General features: G+C 39.1%; 15 protein-coding genes. 6 read left to right on the top strand and 9 right to left on the bottom strand.

The features are described 5' to 3' along the window. Positions 1–31 precede the first annotated feature (31 nt). The gene (locus tag ACPDG9_RS09980) at positions 32–730 is read right to left on the bottom strand and encodes a TetR/AcrR family transcriptional regulator (protein ID WP_430527614.1); all 699 of its coding nucleotides are present in this window, start codon (positions 728–730) and stop codon (positions 32–34) included. Positions 731–1,045: 315 nt separating this feature from the next. Between ACPDG9_RS09980 and ACPDG9_RS09975 the strand changes: the two genes are divergently transcribed. Beyond that, the gene (locus tag ACPDG9_RS09975; protein WP_430527613.1) at positions 1,046–1,447 is read left to right on the top strand and encodes a hypothetical protein; all 402 of its coding nucleotides are present in this window, start codon (positions 1,046–1,048) and stop codon (positions 1,445–1,447) included. A gap of 22 nt (positions 1,448–1,469) precedes the next feature. Here ACPDG9_RS09975 and ACPDG9_RS09970 read toward each other — a convergent pair whose 3' ends face one another. Next, positions 1,470–1,961: a hypothetical protein gene (locus ACPDG9_RS09970; RefSeq protein WP_430527612.1), complete on the bottom strand. Its 492-nt coding sequence runs from the start codon at positions 1,959–1,961 to the stop codon at positions 1,470–1,472. A 642-nt stretch (positions 1,962–2,603) separates the two neighbouring features. Here ACPDG9_RS09970 and ACPDG9_RS09965 point away from each other — a divergent pair. Then, complete coding sequence (locus ACPDG9_RS09965) at positions 2,604–4,145, top strand: helix-turn-helix domain-containing protein (RefSeq protein ID WP_430527611.1); 1,542 nt, start codon at positions 2,604–2,606, stop codon at positions 4,143–4,145. A 111-nt stretch (positions 4,146–4,256) separates the two neighbouring features. Next, on the top strand, positions 4,257–4,790 hold the full coding sequence (locus ACPDG9_RS09960; protein ID WP_430527610.1) for a hypothetical protein: 534 nt from the start codon (positions 4,257–4,259) through the stop codon (positions 4,788–4,790). A 158-nt stretch (positions 4,791–4,948) separates the two neighbouring features. On the opposite strand, the gene ACPDG9_RS09955 is transcribed toward ACPDG9_RS09960, so the two are convergent. Continuing rightward, entirely contained in the window at positions 4,949–7,141 is a 2,193-nt protein-coding gene (locus ACPDG9_RS09955) for a DPP IV N-terminal domain-containing protein (protein WP_430527609.1), read from the bottom strand. Between the two features lie 401 nt (positions 7,142–7,542). Here ACPDG9_RS09955 and ACPDG9_RS09950 point away from each other — a divergent pair, with 401 nt between their 5' ends. Then, on the top strand, positions 7,543–8,205 hold the full coding sequence (locus tag ACPDG9_RS09950; RefSeq protein ID WP_430527608.1) for a MarR family winged helix-turn-helix transcriptional regulator: 663 nt from the start codon (positions 7,543–7,545) through the stop codon (positions 8,203–8,205). A 118-nt stretch (positions 8,206–8,323) separates the two neighbouring features. Here ACPDG9_RS09950 and ACPDG9_RS09945 read toward each other — a convergent pair whose 3' ends face one another. Continuing rightward, positions 8,324–9,790, bottom strand: a complete 1,467-nt coding sequence (locus tag ACPDG9_RS09945) for an amino acid permease (RefSeq protein ID WP_430527607.1) — start codon at positions 9,788–9,790, stop codon at positions 8,324–8,326. A 294-nt stretch (positions 9,791–10,084) separates the two neighbouring features. On the opposite strand from ACPDG9_RS09945, the gene ACPDG9_RS09940 reads away from it, so the two are divergent. Further along, on the top strand, positions 10,085–10,630 hold the full coding sequence (locus ACPDG9_RS09940) for a PorP/SprF family type IX secretion system membrane protein (protein ID WP_430527606.1): 546 nt from the start codon (positions 10,085–10,087) through the stop codon (positions 10,628–10,630). A 354-nt stretch (positions 10,631–10,984) separates the two neighbouring features. Beyond that, a complete protein-coding gene (locus ACPDG9_RS09935; protein WP_430527605.1) occupies positions 10,985–16,138 on the top strand; it encodes a gliding motility-associated C-terminal domain-containing protein in 5,154 nt (1,717 codons plus the stop codon). A 149-nt stretch (positions 16,139–16,287) separates the two neighbouring features. Here ACPDG9_RS09935 and ACPDG9_RS09930 read toward each other — a convergent pair whose 3' ends face one another. The 5 genes from ACPDG9_RS09930 to ACPDG9_RS09910 form a co-directional block, all read right to left on the bottom strand. After that, positions 16,288–16,935: an alpha/beta hydrolase gene (locus tag ACPDG9_RS09930; RefSeq protein ID WP_430527604.1), complete on the bottom strand. Its 648-nt coding sequence runs from the start codon at positions 16,933–16,935 to the stop codon at positions 16,288–16,290. Positions 16,936–16,937: 2 nt separating this feature from the next. Beyond that, positions 16,938–17,282 carry a hypothetical protein gene (locus ACPDG9_RS09925; RefSeq protein WP_430527603.1) on the bottom strand — a complete coding sequence of 115 codons (345 nt, stop codon included), beginning with the start codon at positions 17,280–17,282 and terminating at the stop codon, positions 16,938–16,940. Positions 17,283–17,315: 33 nt separating this feature from the next. Continuing rightward, positions 17,316–18,569, bottom strand: coding sequence for a dihydroorotase (locus tag ACPDG9_RS09920; RefSeq protein WP_430527602.1), 1,254 nt, complete (start codon positions 18,567–18,569; stop codon positions 17,316–17,318). 111 nt (positions 18,570–18,680) lie between these two features. After that, positions 18,681–19,439 carry a carboxypeptidase-like regulatory domain-containing protein gene (locus ACPDG9_RS09915; protein WP_430527601.1) on the bottom strand — a complete coding sequence of 253 codons (759 nt, stop codon included), beginning with the start codon at positions 19,437–19,439 and terminating at the stop codon, positions 18,681–18,683. 67 nt (positions 19,440–19,506) lie between these two features. Beyond that, positions 19,507–21,363, bottom strand: coding sequence for a DEAD/DEAH box helicase (locus ACPDG9_RS09910; protein ID WP_430527600.1), 1,857 nt, complete (start codon positions 21,361–21,363; stop codon positions 19,507–19,509). Positions 21,364–22,107 lie beyond the last annotated feature (744 nt).

Raw genomic sequence — 22,107 nt, 5'->3', positions numbered from 1 at the left:
AAAAAAGGGTGTCTAAGGATCACCCTTTTTTTTATACTTCTTTACTTGCTTTTTCGTATGCATCAAAAATCAGCTCCTGTATCGCTTGAGCAATTCGCTCTTTCCCTTCTTCCGTATTGATATCTATACCACAAAATTTACTTCCGTTGTTTTTGGCGTGTAAAGTGAGGTAGTAAATCCCACTGATCACAAGGGCTAATCGCGCTCGGATGTCTACAGAGGAATGCTCAAAGAACGGAATCGTTTTAGAGAATAAAAGCTCGCCAAGGTCTTCCCTCGAATCGGCAATCTTTCTCAAGATTTCGTTGTATTCGCCAATTTCCCAATGAATAATGCGCTGTAGAGCGCGATCTTTGAGTAAAGTGTCAAACTGACTTTGGAGTAATTCGTTGATATCGTGTTGCGTTAATTTATCAGGATGTGTAAGTAAATGCTCGACGTTGTTATTGGCTTTGCTCTTGAAGAAATCTTTTTGATTGATGTATTCCTCTACTAAATTATCCACACCACCGAAGTAGGCCCAAACAAGCTTCTTGTCTACACCAGCAACTTTAGCTATATTCGGAGCAGTCAACGCCGGATAACCATTTTTTTGTAAAACCTTGCCAACTGCAGCAATCATTTTTTTCATCGTACGAGATTTATCTCGGATTGGTCCGGAAGAAACTTTTCGCACCTTTGCTTTGGTCTCTTCTTTCTTTTTATTGGGAGTGGTTTCTTGTTTGCGCATTTTATTTTCGAATTAAAACTAGCTCATGCAAGCTGTAACTTTTTTGTGAAATAGTCAAGATCTAACTAGATTAATAGTCCTTCCTCTTGCTGTAGAAAAAATAGCTTCTCCTTTACTTTGTCCTTGTTTATCTAGAAAAGTAGAATCTAAGGTAAATATACTTAAAAAAAAACCGATAGGCTTTGCATTTTCAATAAATTACAACCTAGAAACGAAAAAATAAAAAAAAGGTGGTAGAAGGGTGATAAATGTTAAATTTAGTGTAAAAATTAAACTTTAGTATGCTATTTGTATGGGTTTTTGAAAGTACAATAGATGATGTGTTTAAAAAAGAGAATAAGTATACTTTTTAATTGGGTATGTATCGGATGTTTCTTGCTGTGGATGGTCTTTTCTTGCTTGGTTCAACCTGAACCAGCTACTACTGAATTTTTTATCGGAAACTACCTCGGTATAGCGGTGTTTGAAGAGGAAGCCTACACGGTTCAACGGGATACAACGACAATTAGAGCAATCAAAATTGGGGATAAAATGAGTTTTATATTTTCAGATTCTATCCCAACTATTGCAAAAGTGGTGGTCAAAAAAAATAAGGAAGGGGATCTCATCAACCTCCATGCAAATGAAACCAACTACATCCGATTGCATAGCCGTAAATTGGAAATCTTATTCACTGACGGCAATCGAAGTTGGTTCGTTTATGCAGATCGATTATAATCCACTTCCTATCGAATCTCCTCTACGCAATAAAAGTGTGATTATCGATCGAAATCGCCTGAATTTTTGGCGTTAAATCCAAAACATTGCGCTGTTTGATCAAATGGGAAAAGGATGCCGCAATCGCGTGTTGTCGACCTTCTATCAATTGTTTGTGGGTTACCTTTTTTAAGAGTACTATTTTTTGATTTTCCTTCTTTAACTCAATGAGCAAATAGTTAATCGACGGCAAACCTTTATTGTCTAAGAGGTGATCCTCTGTAATAAAGGTGTCTTTGTTGAAGTACAATTGTTCGATTGAACCAACTGAAGCAGCCATTTTATTTTTGTTCTTATCCAAGAGTTTGACCAACTGTTTGGAGTATAAGCTGCTTAAATGCAGTGTTTCATCTCGAGTGAGAAATAACGGAGATAGGGTGGTATTGTTTTTGTAAATGGCGAACACTTGCATAACAATGGGATCTTGTTGTTGGAGAAACAACTCAATCGATGGGGTTAATTCGGTCTCTTTCATAGCTTGGGTTTTTAGTTTTACTTAAATATACACATTTTTTAGTGAATATATAGGATATAAAACGGGGGAAAAGGATTGCTTATTGTTTGTTTAGTGGTTAAATAGGTGTGAAAATCGCATAAACGATAGGGGATATCCGCTCGCTATAAGGAAGAAAAGCAACGGATATAGCCTAAAAATAGGAAGGTTAAAAAGTCAAACGAGCGCAAAAAAAATAAAGAAATAAAAGGTTGAAAATCACGATATTGATGAGTTGCTGCTTTGTTGTATGGCGCAATTCGTAAAGGGTGTTTCTTTACTTTAACGAAGGATTGTTAAATATTTGTAAAAGTAAATACTGCAGGTATTTTATTGTTAGTAAAATAACAAAATTATGAGTAAGAATAAGAACACGGTGAGAATAGTAGTAATAAATACTGTATTGTATATATGATCCGGTCCCCATTTTGATTTTGTGTTACTATATTTGTGTTTGATATTCAGCCTATGTTTTTACATAGGCTTTTTTGAGTTGCTTTAGCGCTATCACTTTTGAATGGAAAAGATAGAAAGACGCTTAAAGTGGCAAATGTTGCTAGCTGTAAATTCCGTTTTAATTAATAGAAGCATACCCGTTTGAATTTGCTTCAAAATTGCGATTTGATGAACTTTAGAATACTATTTTGTATGCTGATTACGAATATTGGCTATCCCCAAAATAATGCGTTTGATAGCCTCTATCAACACACCACACAAGTGATCCTAACTTCAACTCCACAAAATGTTTTTAAACATATCCATGATTTAAAAAAGAAAACCACCACGGAAGCAGAACAAATAGAAGTTTATTTACTCAAAGCATCACTACTACGACAATATGGGGTTCGAGATCAAGCTATCGCGACGTTGAAAAAGGCTGATAGCCTAGCTACAAATACAAAAAATGCTACTTTACAAGCGAGAATCCAGGGATCTTTATCTACACTTTATCGGGAGAATGGAATTGAAAGCCTAGGGAAAATCGCCTTAAATAAAGCGAAAAACTGGAGTAAACAGATAAGTGATCCTGTAGAATTAACCATCTTCGAGGGAAATTTACAACAAGAACAAGCCTATTATCACATGAAAGGCTTGCGTTTTTCTGATGCGCTTTTAGCCTTGGATACAGGGAGAAAAGTGTTTGAAAAAATAGAGCTGCCAGAAAGGAGATCGTTCTACCTCGCAAGTACGGATCAATTAATTGGGGAGAATTACATCAAAATGCGTGAGTATGTATTGGCAATTCGAACGCTTGAGCTTGCACAACGGGAATTAGCGGTTTCTGATCAACCTGAAAGTCCATTGAAAGGGTTTATTTACAATAACTTAGGTATGGCTCATTTGCTGAACCAAGATTATGAAACAGCGGTTCTTTTCCTTCATAAGGCACAACAAGTAGCAGAACAGTCGGATTTCTTAGCCCTAAAAAAGCAGGTCTTTGCTTCGCTGTCTACGTATGCCAAAAAAATTGGGGATGCCGAAAATTTTGTATTGTACAACGAAAAATACGTCAAACTTGTCGAACAAGAATTAAGTGTTCAAGCAAAGATTTCCAATTATCTAGTAGAATCCTACTATGAAAAAGAAGATGAGCTCAGTAAAGCGTATCAAAAATACGTCGGGTACAGTCTGTCAATTGGTGGGGGTATTCTGTTGTTCTTGTCTTTTGCTTTTTACTATAGAAGAAAGCAAATGAAACAGGAAGCTGTCCGTGTACAAGGTGATGTTGCTCCGCTTTTGCCTTCGGTCGAAGAACGTGGGGTCGAAGAAAATAAAAGCGAAGGTACAGTTGATCACAACTATATTTCTAAGGAAATGGAGGATCTCATCTTAACGGGAATCCAGCATTTCGAAAGGCAACAGGGGTTTTTAAAACACGAGATATCCCTGAGTAAACTCGCTAGTCAGATTGGTGTCAATCACCGCTATGTATCTTATGTGATTAAACATCATAAGCACCAAGACTTCTCGAGCTATATTAACACCCTGCGCATTAATTATATCGTGGAATTACTTCAAGCCAATCCAGAAATGCTCAAGTATAAAATTAGCTACTTGGCAGACTTGTGTGGATTTGCTTCTCACAGTCGGTTTACCATCACTTTTAAACGTATTAAGGGCATTTCGCCCTCTGCTTTCATTGAGCAGATTAAAAAAAAAACATAAACTATAGTTGAATTCCTTTATTACGGACGTGTTATCAAATGGTTATCATACGGATTAACCGTTGATCCTATTGTTTTTTTGATGAAATTTAGTTGATCAAAAAAGTGAAATATGGAACAGTATTATACACATGCTTTTTTTGTAGATGTAGGAGTTAATCTTTCTATTGGCAAAGAAGTCAATAAGTTGCAAACGCGTTTTGGCTTTTCAGAAGAAATGAGAAAATTACTCCTGGTGCAAAGCCAAGGAAAAGGTACACTAACACTAGATTCTCCCACTGTAGGGGTTGCCAATTTCTCTACGGTCATGCAGTGGTACACCCTCAATGGCTTAGACGATTCTTTAGATGTCATTGAGCGAAATGAAGATTCTATACTCGCGGATTTTTTGTTTGTATTTGCACAGGATCACGAGGGAAATCAATACGCAGAAATTACCAAAGGTCGATGGAAAGGATATATCGTATGGCTCAATGCCTGTTATTATGCGGATGTCGATAGTTTAGAAGAACTCCTTGAAGAATATAGTGAACAAAGCGAATTAACAGCAGTAAGGGTAGATGACGAACTTGTTTTTCATTTGCTCTATACCAGTAGTCAACTCGTTTCGGTAAAGGCACAATCGCTAGAACTGTTTCTTTGCTAGCGAATAAAAATAAGATTACTTATTCCAGTGAATAAGGATTGATGCGTTTTTTTAGTTTGTCAAGCCTGTATAATTTTTTATACAGGCTCTTTTTTAAACGCAAAATGGGGAAATCACTATGATTTCCCCATTGTATGTCAAAGTGAACCTATCGGTTCTTATTGGGCTGGTTTTGCTAAGTGATCAAAAAAGTATTGTGCAATTTTAGTGTTTAAATGCACGCGATCTAGTCCTCTTACGTTGTGTTCGTGACTTGGATATAAGAAATAATCGACTTGCTTATTGGCTTTAATACACGCCTCTACGAAAAGCATCGAATGCTGTTGTACAACCACAGGATCTTGTGCGCCGTGAATAATCAAAAGCTTGTTGCTTAGCTGTTGGGCTTTGTTCAACAAACTTGTGCGCTCGTAACCTTCTGGGTTCTCAGCAGGCGTGTCCATGTAGCGTTCGCCATACATAATTTCGTACATCTTCCAGTCCATAACAGGTCCACCGGCCACACCTACTTTAAAAATAGAAGGGTAATTAACCGATAGTGTCGTCGTCATAAAACCTCCGAAACTCCAGCCGTAAACACCGATTTTCTCTTGATCAACGAATGGTAAGCTTTGTAAGTATTGAACGCCTTGCATTTGATCTGCCATTTCTTGCTGTCCTAATTGACGGTGAATAATATGTTCAAAATCTCGTCCTCTATTGAAGCTACCTCTGTTGTCTACCGTGAAAACAAGATAACCTTGTTGTGCCATATAGTGAAAGAACAGGGATGAGCCCTCTAACCAAGTATTGGTAATTAACTGCGCATGGGGGCCTCCATATACATAAACCATAACAGGGTAACGTTTACTTGCATCAAAGTTTGCCGGGTAAATGATACGCGCGTTTAACGGTGTTGTGCCATCCGCTGCGGTTAAGGTGAATACTTCCGTTTTGGGAAGGTTAATCACACCGTCATACGGATTTTTAGCCGTTAATAGAATAGTCTCCTTTTGGTTGGATGTCGATACAACAGAGACTTGATTGGGAACGTCATAGCTGTTGAACCGGTCTAAGAACAGACTCTTATCTTGGTTAAACAAGATGTCATGGGTTCCTGAAACAGTGGTCACTTGTTCTGTTTTTCCTTTTTTAATATTTACCTTAAACAACTGACGATCTAATCCTTGATTTGTAACCCCCGTATAGTAAATGTTTTTTCCTTCAGGATCAAATCCAAAGAAATGCTCTACAATCACCGATTCATGACCTAGCGATTTGATCAGCTTCCCTTCGGTAGAATAGAGGTACATCTGACGATATCCTTCTTTTTCTGAGAAATGAATAAACGTTTTGCTGTCTGTTGGATTAAATACTATGCCTTGGGACGGCTCTGTATAGGTTGATGACTTTTCTTCGAATAGGGTTCCTTCGAATCCTCCCGTTGCTGCATTGTACTTGTTGAGCTTCAAGTGGTTTTGCTCGCGGTTTAAAACACCTACATAAACATAATTACCCGAAGGATCCCAAGTAACCATCGTTAAAAACTGATCGTGATCTCCCGTTTGTAAGGTTACTTTAGCTTGGGTGTACACATCGTAAACAACAAGGCTAACACGCTCATTCGTCATACCCGCCATCGGATACTTAATATCCTTGTTCTCAGCTACTCTAGAATTCCATTGTACTAAGGGGTAATTCGTTACTTGTGATTGATCATTTCTATAGTAAAGCAATTGTTCTTGTTTCGGACTCCACCACATCCCTTTGTTAATTCCAAATTCATTGCGGTGGGTATTCGAACTTCCGTTTACAATGGCTGGATCTGTATCCTGTGTTACGGCTTTCACTTGCCCCTTTTTGTCGGAAATTTCAATATTATTGCCGTTTAACCACGCTACATACTCCTTGTTTCGCGATAAAATAGATTCTTCTCCTGTACGAGGTACTTTTTGAATAAGCGCTACTTTTTGATCGGCAGGTGTATAGTGGAACAACCACTTGTACTTTTTATCTGAATCAAGTACCGAGAACGTTGCTGTTGTTGCGTTTTTCCATGTGAGATCCGAAGGAAGAGACCTCAGGTTAAACTTAGCCTCTGTGATAGACTGTGCTAAGGCTTGATTTAAATCTGTGGCACTGAATAAAAAAGTAGGTGTCCAATTGGCTACCTGCGTGCGAACAAATAAACTATCGCGTTTGGTGTTTAAATGGGAAAAAGCATTGATATCTTTCCAACTCGGTTGTGTTAAGTTCTCCGGAGCGAAAGAAGTGTACTGTCCTAAGGTCGCCTCCTGCATGGTAAGATTGCGTTGTGCAAATAGTAGCTGACCAGTTAGGAAGGCTAGGGCAAGTAATTGTATTTTTTTCATGCTGTGATGAGATTAATTTTAATGCGCACTAAGGTAGGGCTTTTATGTTTTGTGACCAATATTCTTGAGCTGTCTTTAGTTAAAGAATAGGCTAAAAAAAATGAGGAGGGTGGAAAGCAAAACACAGAATAGGGGAAAGGTAAAATCATTTTTTTTAGAAGATTTACTTCTAAATGCACGGTTTTGTAAAAAATGGATACGACCAAAAAGTTCTTAAAATGCGAACATTCAAAGGGAATAACTACATATTCTTTTGTTAAATTGACGATGTCTTAGCAATTAGAAGGTGTTTTTTTTTTAAAGATGATGATACGATAATTTCTAAAATACGTTTAAATTAATATATTTGGCACAATAGTTTCCTTACTAACGTTATGTTATATATATATATTTAAGTTAAAATGAATCACAAATTATTACTTGATTTTATGCATCTTCTTTTCGAATTTGAAAAGGAAACGAAAGATGAGTTATTTGCGATATATACTCCTAATATAACGGGATTTAAGCAATGGGTTTACGATAAACACAACCTACAGGAAGAAGGGGAAGAAGTGGAAGAATTTGGGGATTTAATGATCACACCAGAACAAGATATTACTCTTTCGTTCTTTAAACTTGCGAATTATGCTAAAATGTATTGGCGCTCTCATTTGATAGAAAGCCCTTTTTTTATGCATGATAACTTGATCTTCTTAATAAATTTATGGGTGCATGGTGGCATGACGAAGATGGAGTTAATCCGAAAGAGTACGCAAGAAAAACCGACCGGAATGCAAATTATTAAACGTTTAATTGAACTAGGCTTTGTTGTACAAAAAGATTCTGAAACGGATAAACGCAGTAAAATTGTTGAAATTACAGACTTAGGGCAACTTGAGTTGGTGCGCAATAAGCGTCAAATACAACAAATTGCGCAAATGATAAACGCAAACCTCAGTACCAATGAAAAAAGGAAACTGCTGCAGCTGTTGAGCAAATTAAACCTGTTTCACGAAGGTGTTTTTAACGAGGCTAAAAGCAAAGAAGACTTGGTTTTTCTCATTGTCAATCACAAAAAATAGGAGAGAATAGCTCTTCTTCCTCCCCGTATCAATGCGTGTTTTTCTAGCGCGTAAAAGGCAGGGAAACGATGCCTTTTCATTCTACAAAAAGGAAAAGGCCAGCTATACAAGGGAGAAACTACTTCGTCAAATCGACGTCTTTCAACGGAATTACCTTGGTTTTAAACTTCAATTTATGATAGAAATAGAAGAATAAAAAGAAGGGAATTCCCATATACGTGATGAGTATTCTTTGCCAATCGACCACCCCTTCAAACAGCATTTGACTATCCTGACCGATGATCACAAACAAACAAAGCACAAAGGCGAAGATGGGACCAAAAGGGAAAAGTTTAGCTTTGTAGACTAAGCGATTGGTGTCGTTTCCTTGAACAACATAGGCTCTTCGGAAACGGTAGTGACTGATTGCAATGCCCAACCAAGCGATAAATCCCGTAAGTCCTGAAGCTGCGAGAATAAAGTCCACCGCTTGTGGTGTTATAGATTGCACAATAAAGATGAGCAATACAACAAGCGCTGTCGCTACTAAGGCAATGATGGGTACGCCTTGTTTATTTGTTCTTCCAAATGAGCGATGGGCCATCCCGTCTTTCCCCATAGCGTATAGCATACGCGTTGACGCATACATACCCGAATTTCCTGCGGATAAGATAGACGTTAAAATAACTGCATTCATCAAGGCGGCTGCAAAGGCCCAATGCGCTTTCTCAAAGACTAAAGTAAAGGGCGATTTTGCAATTTCTGTGATATCCGCACCTAGAAGCGCCGGACTTGTATAAGGAATGAGTAATCCAATGACGAAAATAGAGAGAATATAGAAAATTAAAATTCTCCAAAATACTTGCTTAATTGCCTTTGGAATGTTCTTTTCTGGATTTTCAGACTCTCCTGCCGTAATGCCAATTAACTCTGTTCCCTGAAAAGAGAAGCCCGCAATTAAAAATACTCCTAAAACGGTGAGAAACTTACCGGAAAATCCATCCCCAAGGAAAGGAGCATCGCCAATCGTAAAATTCGTAAAACCAACGTATTCTCCCCCCATAATACCAAAAATAGTCAATAGACCTACGAGTAAAAAGATAACAACCGTAACAACTTTGATAAAGGCAAACCAATACTCTGATTCTCCATAAGCCTTAACGGAAAGGGTATTGAGTCCAACAATAATAAGGAAAAAGCCCAAACTCCACGCCCAAGGCGGTAAGAAATTCATTGGCTCCCAATACGAAATAACCAACGCCGCTATGGAAACGTCAACAGCAACAGTAATCACCCAATTAAACCAGTAGTTCCACCCCAAGGCATAACCTAAAGAAGGGTCAACAAAACGAGAGGCATAGGTGCTAAATGAACCGGAAACTGGTAGATAGGTAGCCATTTCTCCCAAAGAGGTCATTAAGAAATACACCATGATACCAATGGCAAGATAGGCAAGTACAGCACCACCTGGTCCTGCTTGTTGAATGGCTTCTCCACTAGCCATAAATAATCCCGTGCCAATACAGCCTCCAATGGCTATCATAGTTAAGTGACGGGCTTTTAGTTTGCGGTGTACGTTTGAATGATCCTTATTCTGTTCTGTCATCTCTTTTTATCATTTCAAACAAAAGTAACTATTAATCCTATTTTATACCCTTGTTAAGGATGGAATGTTAGAAAAAAATAAGCCTTTGGGTGTTTTAGTTTGATTATTTTATGGTTTTTTCCTCCATTATGTGGAGAAAAAGGTGTAAATGGAAAGCTATGTTGTGTTAAATAATAACTTTATTTTAGCTATATGAGATTTGGCTTATTGTGTTTTTTTGGGTTTTATGATAACGTTGTTCTGTTTTTCTGTTTATTTGTATAATAATGTTGAGGGTATTTTATTTTAGGGTTGGTGTTTTTGTTTTCTGATGTCGGAAATGGATATACCCTTGACCCCAATGATCCCGCTTTTGGTGAAGATAGCAAATCAACGTTGTTTAATGCCGGTATTGGGGCGTATTACTATACAGATACCTATTTTATTGGCTTAGGTGTGCCCAACTTGATTAAAGAATACTACCTCAATTACGATGGTAAAGACTTTGGGCAACGCGAAATCCATATGTACTTAAATGGGGGATATGTGTTTGACTTAGATCGCGATTGGAAGTTGAAACCTTCTACCATGATCAAGTATGCGATGAACTCCCCGGTGTCTTTTGATGTGAACGTGAATGTAATGTACCAAAATAAAATCGAAGCGGGTATGAGCTACCGCTTAGAAGATGCTGTAGGTGGAATGATCAACTATCGCGTTACCCCTCAACTTCGCGTGGGTTACGCTTATGATTATATTACTTCGGATATCAATAAAGCAGCTAAAGGATCTCGTGAATTTATGGTCTTATACGACATTTTCTTGTCTAAAAAGGTATCGAGCTCTTCTCGTTATTTTTAAGTCTAGCCGAAAGATAAAATACCAAAAGCTTGCGTCTGATCTAGACGCAAGCTTTTGTTGTTTTACGGAATAGTCCTAAGGCTTAAAAATCGCAAAATGTCGACTTTTAGGGTCTGTAAGTAGTTGATGGGTAGGGGGATAGTCCTATTGATGAAGGGGGCGTAAATTTGTAGGTGTTAAATATGGATTCTTCTTCTTTCGTTTATCTTTTAATTTATTGAATTAGTTTCATTTATATGTTTTTTATCGATAATTCTTTATGATTTGTTTATTTAAGTTAAAATAGTGTGTTTTTTGTACTTTTTCTTTTACTTATTTTTGCTATAACGAAATATTAATCCTAAGGAATACTTTATGTTAAATAAAAGAATAAGTTGGATAGGTATTGTACTTGTGGTCTTACCAGTTCTTGCATTTGCTTCTACTTCTTTGTCTTGGTGGATACCAGAGCAAGGGAATAAGCAAGTGGTTCAAAGCAACACGGCACTTGCATATGATCAAACACTTCGAAGTCTTCTTGTTTTTGAAGATAATTTTGAAAATAATGCTGCGGGTTGGAGCTTTTCTAATTCAACTGTTAATCAATGGTTCTCGGGCTTTCCTGAGGATTTTTTGGCTGAAGGGGAAGAAAGCGTGGGTTTGTATGTAAGCAAGGGGGCTGATACCTTTGCGTATGTGAATGATGAAGCAGCAGTTTCTCATGCTTATAAAAGTTTTCAATTACCCAGTGGCATTGATAAGGTTAGAGTACACTTCGATTGGGTAAGTGGTGGGTATAGTATTTTTGATGAAGAACGGGGTGAATTGATAGGAAGGGATTACCTTCAGGTTTGGCTTGTACCTCAAGCGTTCGTTCCCACTGCAAATGTACCTATTACGGCTGAAAATAGTCAAGGAATGAAGATCAGCCCTTTTGCTTATTTTGAAAATAGTTGGATGGTTCAACGTGAAAATGCTTTGGTCGAATTGGGACCTTTAGCTGGTACGCCAGTCAAAATTGTATTGGAATGGGTAAATCAAGGTGAGGGATTGGGTACTGTTCCTGCGGCTGTTCGCGCGTTGTCAATCGCAGCGATCGATTGTGGGGTGATAGATCAACTGCCTTTTGTTGAGGATTTTTCTTTTGAATCGTTAAGCCGAGACTGCTGGACGAGGGTAGCGAATAATGAAGGGAATGCAACATGGGAGTTTTCTGAACTTATGGTAGAGGGTGGACTTCAACCTGATTATTTTATGCCAGTTGCTATGATTGATCGCAGTGGTAGTGGGGGTGTAAATGACGATTGGTTGATTACGCCTACAGTGAAGCTAACGGGAAATCAACAGCTAGTCTATTCGTATAAAGCGGGTGCTGTTATTGAAGGAGATCCTTTTAGGATTCTGTATTCGAATACTGGAGCTGCTGTTACTCAATTTACGCATACTTTAGTGCCTGTAGCTAACTATAATTCGCTGGTGTTTACAGAAGAAGTTGTGCCTCTAGTAGATGAGGAAGGGAATCCTCTTATTGGGGATATTACGCTGGCTTGGCATATCCCTTCTGGGGGAAATCAAGGGGGATTAGTATCGATCGCCAACGTGCGAATTGAAGATATACCTGCGTGCGAATTGCCACGTAATCTTGTGGTTCGCGAGGTGGATGCGGATTCGGCAACAATTGCATGGACGGCAAGTGAATCATCGCTGCAATGGGAGGTGGCTGTTCTGCCTGTGGGGAGTGATGTGCCTGAAGATGGAGTGGCGGTGGAACGCCCTGAATTTGTTGCTGAAGGGTTAGAAAATGATGCGATTTACGAGGTTTATGTACGTACGAAATGTACCACGGCCACGGGGGATGTCTTTTCAAGTTGGGCAGGTCCTGTGTCTTTTAGAACGACTCTAGTTCCGGTAGCCTTACCCTATGTGGAAGATTTTGAGGATGAACCTCTATTTGGATGGAGTAATGATGCAATTAATACTTGGATCATCGGGGAAGCTGTGAACAACGGCGGAACGCATGCTTTATATATTACGGATGATGGGGGGCTAAGTAACCACTATGATCGCTATCAAAGACAGGTATCTCATGTGTTTAAAGATCTCATTATCCCAGAGGGAGCGAGTGATCTAGCTGTAGCATTGGATTGGAGGAATAGGGGTGAGGCGAATACGGATCAATTTAAGATCTGGCTTGTTCCCATTTCTTATGTTCCTGTTGCAGGTCGTGAGCTAAGAGGTGATGATCGCCATATTCAATTGGGACAAGAGCTGAGTTTTACTGATTCGAACGTATTTGTATCTTCAGAGGTTCGAGCGGATATCCGCACTTTTGCTGGACAACAGGCGCGTTTGATTTTCGAATGGATCAATTTGGGTTTTAGTGGAAATCAACCGCCTGCTGTGGTGGATAATCTTGTAGTGAAAACGGCTAATTGTCCGCAGCCCTTTGGTACTTCCGCAACGGAAATAACGCAAAATGGCGCTGAAATTAGTTGGGACCCAGCTGATGGGGTAACCAACTACGATGTCTATGTCGCTACTACTGCTGTTCCTCCTTTAGATACGACAACGCCAACCCATGCGAATGTTACAAGTTCATTGGCCTTAACTGATTTACAGGCAAATACTCGCTATTATGTTTGGGTACGCGCTCGCTGTGGGGATGGAACTACTGGTTTTTGGATTGAGCCTATTCACTTTATTACAAAGCAGGTTCCCGCGGATCTGCCTTTTACGGATGGTTTTGAGGATGGGATGGACTGGAGTGTAGATGTAGGGCAAATCAATGCTTGGACCAGAGGGGGGGCAATTGCCAATCAAGGAACTCAAGCGGTCTATATCTCTGAAAATCAAGGACAAAATTATGCGTACAATGTTCAAGAAGCTTCTGTTTCTCATGTATATCGAGATATTGTAGTGCCTGTTGATGCTGAGGAACTCACGCTAACATTCGACTGGATGGCAGAAGGGGAAATTAGTAGAAATAATCCCAAAGATTATTTTAGAGTACTCAAAGTGCCAAACTCAACTGTTCCGACTGGTGGGGAGGTATTGCCAGTAAATGAAACTCATGTGCTCGTCGGGCAACCTTATTATGGGGCCTCTTTTGACTGGAAAACAGCCGCTGCGGTTATTGATGTGAGAGAGAATCAAGGGGAAGTCATTCGCGTTGTTTTTGAGTGGATAAATCAGGAAGAAGGAGGACTGCAACCGCCTGCTGCTATTGACAATGTTAGGGTGTCGGTCTCTACTTGTCTCAGTGTGAAAAATCCAATAGCGGAACGAGTGAGTCATACTAATGCAATGCGTTTGTCTTGGACGCCTCAAGGAAATGAAACGAAATGGGAAGTGTTTACTACGCTGCAAGGGAATCCTGCTCCTGATGCTGCAACGCCTGGTATTGTGGTGGAAGGGGATCCACATTTAGTGCTCGAGGATGTTGAAGAAGGACAGTATTTTGTGTACTATGTTCGTGCTATTTGTGAGGCCATAGAAGGGGACGATAAAGCAATCTGGGTCGGACCAACGCTGTATTCTTATTTTATTCCTCCTGTTTGTATTGATTTAGAGGGTGGAATAGAAGGAACGCCTACTAATGAAAGCAATACGTATGTAATCTGTGAGCAAGGGCCTGTAACAAAAAAACTAAATGTCAGCTATTTCAATAGCAAAAGAACAAATATGTATAAGGTAGAAGCCATTGAATACAATCCGCCTTTCCCTTTTATTGGAGGTGATATGGTCGATCTAACCATCGATGATGAATGGTCAAAACGCATTGCGCTTGGGTTTGATTTTTGCTTTTTTGATCAGTCATACAACAGTGTATTGATTTCTACGAATGGAGCTATTACTTTTAGTATAGCCGACGAAGTCGAAGGGGGAAGGTATCAACCGGAATCGTTTAGTTCTTGGTTTTTTGATCAACCGATTCCGTTTGCTTCTGAAGAGGAGAATGCTCCTTTCCTCAATGCTATCTTTGGAGTAATGCAAGATTTAGATCCTTCTGCTTCTCCTGACGATTTTTCTATAAACTATCAAATTTTAGGGACCTATCCTTGTAGGGCATTGGTCTTTAATATCTATCATATGGGATTGTACGATCGTTATTATGATATAAATGATATTGAAGGCAGTACACAAACCTCACAAATTGTCCTGTATGAAGGAACAAATAGTATCGATGTCTATGTCAAAAATAGACCTACAGTGCCTGTACCTGTCAATCCTGAGGCAAACCCTAGACACAATAATGGCAATGGTTTGATTGGTATTCAAAATGGCGAGGGTACGCTAGCTTATACTCCGGAGAATCGAAATACTGGCGATTGGACAGCTTCAAATGAAGCGTGGCGATTTACACCGGATGGGGAATCTACTGTGGATTTTAAATGGTATAAAGACAATGTTTTCTATTCAGCGGATGCGGAAATAGAGGTTGAGGTAACGGAATCTACTACGTATACTGCGCGAGCAACTTATGCTATGTGTGAGGGAGATGACCTCGTTGTAGAACGCGTGTTCAAATTTGTAAAAGAAGATTTCCCAGCTATTGAACTGCCTGATGTGTACGCTTGTGGAAGTACTTCTGATCCGGATAATAAAGTTCAGATTGAACTCACTGAGCAAAGAGAACTACTGGGAGCGTTATTAGGGGAACAAAGTGAAGCTAAGTTTGAGGTGCGATTTTTTGAAAACGCCGATCTTACTGGAGAAATTCAAGGCCCTCTTACAGTTGAAACACGTCAAACGGTCTATGTGGAGCTTTTGAATAAATTGACGCATTGCACGCAAATACTCACCTTTGACGCAGTGCGTATTGCGCCTATTGTAGTTACGCAACTACCTGCGATAACGGCATGTGAAAGTTATGTATTGCCTACTCTGGCAGAAGGCGAACGCTATTTTTCTCAACCTACAGGAAAGGGAATCGCTTATGAGGCTGGAGATCTGTATGAGGTACTAGGAACGTCAACCCTCTACATTTACAAAAGTGAGGATGGCTCCTCTTGTTATGGTGAAAGTGTGGTTCACTTGACGATTTATGAAGCTGCGGTAGCGGATCAAATAGACAATCAAAATATCCAATGTGAGCGCTTTTTCTTGCCAGAATTGTCAGCCAATAATAGCTATCACACGGCCCCAAGGGGGGGAGGTGAAGTCTTACAAGCAGGTGAGGAAATTATACAGCCAACTACAATCTACATCTATGCGCAAAATGGACCTAATGCTGTAAATTGTTGGGATGAAAGTAGCTTTGTAATCAACTTTGAAGCCTGTCCAATTCCCAAAGGATTTTCTCCTAATGGCGATGGTATCAATGATACTTTTGACTTAAGTAATCACGGAATCTCTAAGATTCAGATCTTTAACCGCAATGGAAGGGAAGTGTATGCACATGGCGAAAATTATACCAACCAATTCGAAGGGAAAGATAAGAACGGCAATCAATTGCCCGCTGCAACGTATTACTATATTGTCATTTCACACGGAAAACAACGCACGGGATGGGTGCAGATTAATTATTAGTGAACAGTTAACACAGTTAACGGTTTTACTTGCTCTAAAAACGAAAAAAGTACAGAAACAAAAAAAAACAATCCTTTAATTAGGATTGTTTTTTTTGTTTTTATTCTTTAGACGAAAATTTTCTCCTTTCATCCTCTCACCGAACAAACCTATCCTAAAAACGCCTTAAAATCGGCGAAGTTTAGTGGATGAACACCGTGGCCAACGGGATATTCTTTGTATTGATGTTGAACGCGAAGTGCCTCTAAAATAGGGGAAGTTTTTCTGGCCCACTCCACCGGAATGACCTGATCTACTGTACCATGTGAGGCAAAAAAGCGCAAGTTGCTAAAGTCATTTTGTTCAAACCCTTCTTTAATAATAGCTGCATTAAAATATCCGCTTAGTGCAACTACTTTATTGATTTTTTCAGGATAAGAAAGTGCAATGGCATAGCTTAAAATAGCGCCTTGACTAAACCCTACCAAGTTAATGTTAGCGCTGTCAATAGGATATGTCTGAACTAACTCATCGATAAATTGAACAATTAAATCACGAGATTCAATCGCTTGTTGATCATCAGAAAATTTGTTGGCATCTGCGTCAAAGTGAATCGCATACCAAGCATAGCCATAAGGCGGAACAGGGTAAGGCGCTTGTGCGGATACAATATAATACTCCTCAGAGAGTTCGCTTGCAAAAGAAAATAAATCCTCTTCATTACTACCATAACCGTGTAGTAAGACGATCAACGGATTTTTATCTTTTTTTACTTTAGGTTCTTGAATCAAGTAATTGATTGATAATGCTGTTTCCATAGTTATGCCGATAATTTGTCAAACCATTTTTGAAAGTAACTACCAACGCCTGGTAATGCGCGAACATCACCTTGAAGTGCGCCCAGGAAGCTGTAGAACCACAAAACTACAAAACAAAGATAGAAGGGAACCGTTGCCAATAGAGAATCCACATTCGATACAAAATACCCGAATACATAGAACATCAAATGCAAACCAAAGGTTTGTTTGATGTAGAATCCAGTGTATCTATTTTTGGGTTCAATATTCATAAAGATAACAATCATACAACCTAGAATAGTTAGGTGAGAGGCGATTGCCATATTTTTTCCGCTTTCAATTTCTTTGGCAGTAAATGTTTTGATCATAGTACTTGAAAATATAAATTGTTTTTAGTTGAACTAAAAATTAAATGTTTGTTTGTCTTGGCGGATAACGCCATATACCTTCCCTTTCATTGCTTCGCCTAAAAAAGCTGAGTTTTTCGATTTAGAGCGAATATCCTCTTTGGTAAACGTCCAGCTGCCCGCAGGAGTAAACAAGCTTAAGTTGACTGCTTGTCCTTCTTCAATTCTGGCTTCTGCCTGACCAAAGATACGACGTCCTGCAGTTAGCTTGTCTACAATTACCTCAATCGGCAAACAAGTATTTAGCGCTCCAAAAGCAGATTCCAATCCGATCGTTCCCGATGTAGCTAAGTCAAATTCCAATTTCTTGTGTTCGATATCCAAAGGCGTGTGATCGGTGGTAATACAGTCAATCGTATGGTCGAGAACAGCAGCAAGTAGCGCTTGTCTCGTTTGTTCATCTCTCAACGGAGGCGATACCTTATGGCGGCTGTCGAATTCCGTTAATTTCGAATCTGTCAAGATCAATTGATGTACAGCCACACTACACGTTACTTGCAAACCTTTTGCTTTAGCCTCGCGAATGAGTTCAACTGATTTAGCCGATGAGATCGTGGGAATATGCATTTTTCCCCCTGTATATTCCAGTAAGAATAAATTGCGAGCCACCTGTAACTCTTCAGCTAAAGGAGGAATGCCCTTTAAGCCCAACGTCGTACTTGTAATACCTTCGTGAACAACACCTTTGCCCTTGATGCTTTTATCTTGAGCAAAAGCCACTACTAATCCATCAAAATCCTGTACATATTGCAGTGCGATTTTTAAGACATTGGCGTTGTCAATTGCTTTTTTGTAATCCCCAAAAGCAACAGCACCTGCATTTTTCATGTCGTATAATTCGGCTAAGTCGGTTCCTTCGCTTTTTACCGTAAGGGCTCCAATAGGAAGCGCTTCCGTTGTTTGACCCATCGCTTTTTGTCTAATGAAGCTAACAACACTTTGGTTATCAGTAATGGGATTGTTATTTGATTCAATCGCTACTTGAGTAAATCCACTTCGCGCTGCTACGTCTAATCCGTGAAGTAGCGTTTCTCTTTCCTCATAACCCGGTTCACCAAAAGAAACAGAGGTATCAAACCACCCTGGAGAAATGCACAATTGATCCAATTGAATCACTTGTGCCTCTTCTACAACAAGAGAATTCGCTATTTTTTCAATTTTTCCATTCTTAAGGTGTAAATCTACAGTTTGATTGTGGAAAGAACTGCTAGGATCTACAATTTTGGCAGATTTTAAAATGATATTCATTTTAGTGCGAGAATTAAATTAGTTATGTGTAGTTATTGCCTACAAAAATACTTTTTATTTTTTGCTTTTGCGAGTAAGTTCAAGAAGAAAACCACAAAAAAAATACACCCCTTACTTGGATGTATTTGCTTGTTTTCTGACCAATATTTTTGAGTTTTCAAAACACTCATTCAGGGCTTGATAAATCTGAAAATCAGTACCCGTATAAATAAAGCGATCGGTTTGATTGCAGTTTTTAAGCGTTTTGATGATATCTTCTTGTGTAATACCCAACAAACCACAAACGATCTCTCGATCATAACGCGTTTGCATTAGAGCAATCATGTTTTGATCTTCCTTGATGCTTTCGATTTTTTTGAGCTCTTTGGTTTTTCCTTTGAAGAGGTTATACACCGCATCAACGGGACTAAAGTAACTACCAACGGCGATATTATACGTAGGCATACTCTGATGTCTGTAAAAGTCAACCTGAAGCTTATCGTTGAGTTCGATGAGCTTGGTATCTACCTCAAGAATACCCGTTAAGTCGTATTTCTTAATGAAGATTTCGGCCAATTCGATCGATTGTTCCGTCAAGTACAATTTTAAGTTTTCGTTGTTTAACCAGTCATTCGTCACCTTTAGTTTGATAGGCAAATAACCCGGAAAAGAGAAGTGAATAGAATCATTGAGGTTGGCATCGATAACGAAAGAGCCATCGCGTTTACTAACGGTACCTTTCACTTGCGTAGTGTTAATCACATTAACATCATCAGCGGGCAAAAGAGATTTGTCGTTGTAGATTGTACCTTTTACTTGTGATCCTTGTTGACTCCAAGCGGCAAAGGAGAGTAGGCATGTAAATAAAAAAACTGTAAAATTTCTCATCATTTTTATAATTGCTTAAAAATAGTGGATATTTTACAGTTTTATATCTTATTTGAAAAAAATTAACAGATTAACTTCTTCTAGGACGTCTTGGTGCGCTGTTGTCACCACTTCTTCTAGAAGAACTGCGTTCATTTCTTGGCGCTCGGTCTGTTCTATTTCCTCTGTCGTTGCGATCAGATGAAGAACGAGAACCGCGATCTGAACGGTTGCTCGAAGAGCGATCATTGCGTCTGTCGCTTCTTTCTCCGCGATCTCTGCGCTCAGAACGGAAACCACCGCCGCCACGTCTGTTGTGATCTCTTCTGCCCGAATTTCTTCCGCCGTCGTTATTTGAGATTTCAACATTCACACGACGCTCTTTGTACGTCTCGTTGTTTAAGATAGACATGATCTTATCTGCGTGTTCTGCATCCGTATTAAAGAAAGAGAATCCCTCTTTTACGTCTACTTTGAATAGATCATCGCGACCTAATTCTAACGTATCACGCAAATAATCCTTCAAACTCATCCAATCGAAACCGTCTTTTGCCCCTAAGTTTAAGAAGAAGCGAACCGCTCCATCCGTAGGAACTTCTTTAGAAGATCTTCCAGCTGAACCAACATTCGTCAAGCTGTTAGACGATTTTTGGTAGTATTCTAACAAGTGGTTAAACTCAACAGAAACTACTTTTTTGATTAATTCTTCCGTCGTTAAATCCTGTAATAACTCCGTAATAGAAGGTAAAAAGGTTTCAATCTCAGGGTTTACCTCTACCTTTTTGATGCGGTTAGCAATGTGATACAACTGAATTTCGCAGATTTCCAATCCAGAAGGAATTGGTTTTTCTTCGAATTTCGTTTTCATGATGCGTTCGATTTGAGAAATCTTACGAGCCTCGCTTTTGGTGATGATTACCATAGAAACCCCCGATTTTCCAGCACGTCCTGTACGACCACTACGGTGTGTGTACGTTTCGATTTCATCCGGAAGCTGGTAGTTTACAACGTGCGTAATATCATCAACGTCAATACCACGTGCAGCAACGTCAGTAGCAACTAACATTTGAATTTGCTTCCCTCTAAAAGCTTTCATTACCGCATCGCGTTGTGCTTGCGATAAATCTCCGTGTAAAGCAGCTGCGTTATAACCGTCTTCAATTAATTTTTCAGCAATCGCTTGTGTATCTCTCTTCGTTCTACAGAAGATAACAGAGAAGATATCTGGATTGGCATCTGCTAAGCGTTTTAACGCTAAGTAGCGGTCTCTAGCAGAAACTAAATAATACTCGTGACTAACATTTGTAGAACCTTGGTTTTTGTGTCCAACTGTGATTTCAGCAGGGTTAGACATAAACTCTCTAGCGATGCTTGCTACTTCAGCAGGCATTGTTGCAGAGAATAACCAGGTACTTTTGTCTTCTGGTGTGTCAGCTAAAATAGAGGTGATGTCCTCATAAAACCCCATATTCAACATTTCATCTGCCTCATCTAACACACAATATTCAATATGTTTGATGTCAACCATACCGCGGTTAATCATATCTTGCATTCTACCTGGAGTAGCTACAATGATGTGTGCACCACGTTTGATTTCTCTTGCTTGCTCTGTAATACTCGCCCCACCGTATACAGCCACTGTATGAAGTCCTTTTACGTACTTAGAGTATTGTTTGATTTCATTTGCAATTTGCAAGCATAACTCACGCGTTGGTGATAAGATCAACGCTTGAGTGTGTTTTTTAGACAGGTCAATTTTCTGAATAAGCGGAAAACCAAATGCTGCGGTTTTCCCAGTCCCTGTTTGGGCTAACGCAACAATATCGGTATTTTTTTCTAATAATAAAGGAATTGCTTTTTCTTGGATCTCTGAAGGATTCTCAAATCCTAAATCATTAATTGCAGATAGTAGCAATTCATTTAGACCTAATAGTTCGAAATTGTTCATATAAATAATAAAATAGGCGCAAAGGTACTACTATTCTTTTATTAATTTTTATTTTTAGCGTTTTTGTTTTGTTTTTTTGTTGGTTGCTCGTGGTTTGTTGATTTTCGTGTAAAGAAAATACACGCTATTGTAGCAAAATCTACCGCTAACTGTTCACCGTTAACCGTTCACCGTTAACTGTTCACCGTTCATAGATCATCCCCAATAAAAAACCCCTTCGAGAGCATAGCGAAGTTTGAGGCTATCGAAGGGGTTGTGTTTTTTAAGAATTTCAGTATAATATATTTAGTCCCCACTAATATTTTTATGATATCTTAAAATAAGTATACACAAGTAAGTACTGTGTATTTTTTTCAAACCTCACACACAAAAGTACAAGTACTTTTGTAAAAACAAAATACATGTTTGCTTTTTTTTTGCATTATATCCTAGTATTTGTCCCTTATCAGAGAAATATTGTTGTGATTTTATCAGAGTAATTGCTTTAAAAACAAAGGGAAGAAGGTGTTGGTTAGGAGGTTACAGTAAACAGTTATCAGGTATCAGTGAACAGATAACGGTAGATTTTTCTGAAATAACGTCAATCACACCCGTCAATCACACCCGTCAATCACACCCGTCAATCACCCCCGTCAATCACACCCGTCAATCACACCCGTCAATCACCCCCGTCAATCACACCCGTCAATCACACCCGTCAATCACCCCCGTCAATCACACCCGTCAATCACACCCGTCAATCAC

The sequence above is a fragment of the Myroides sp. C6-3 genome (assembly GCF_050522425.1).
In the GTDB taxonomy this organism is placed as follows: Bacteria; Bacteroidota; Bacteroidia; order Flavobacteriales; family Flavobacteriaceae; genus Flavobacterium.
The sequence above is the reverse complement of the archived record's forward strand: the minus strand, read 5'-3'. Positions and strand labels throughout refer to the sequence as shown.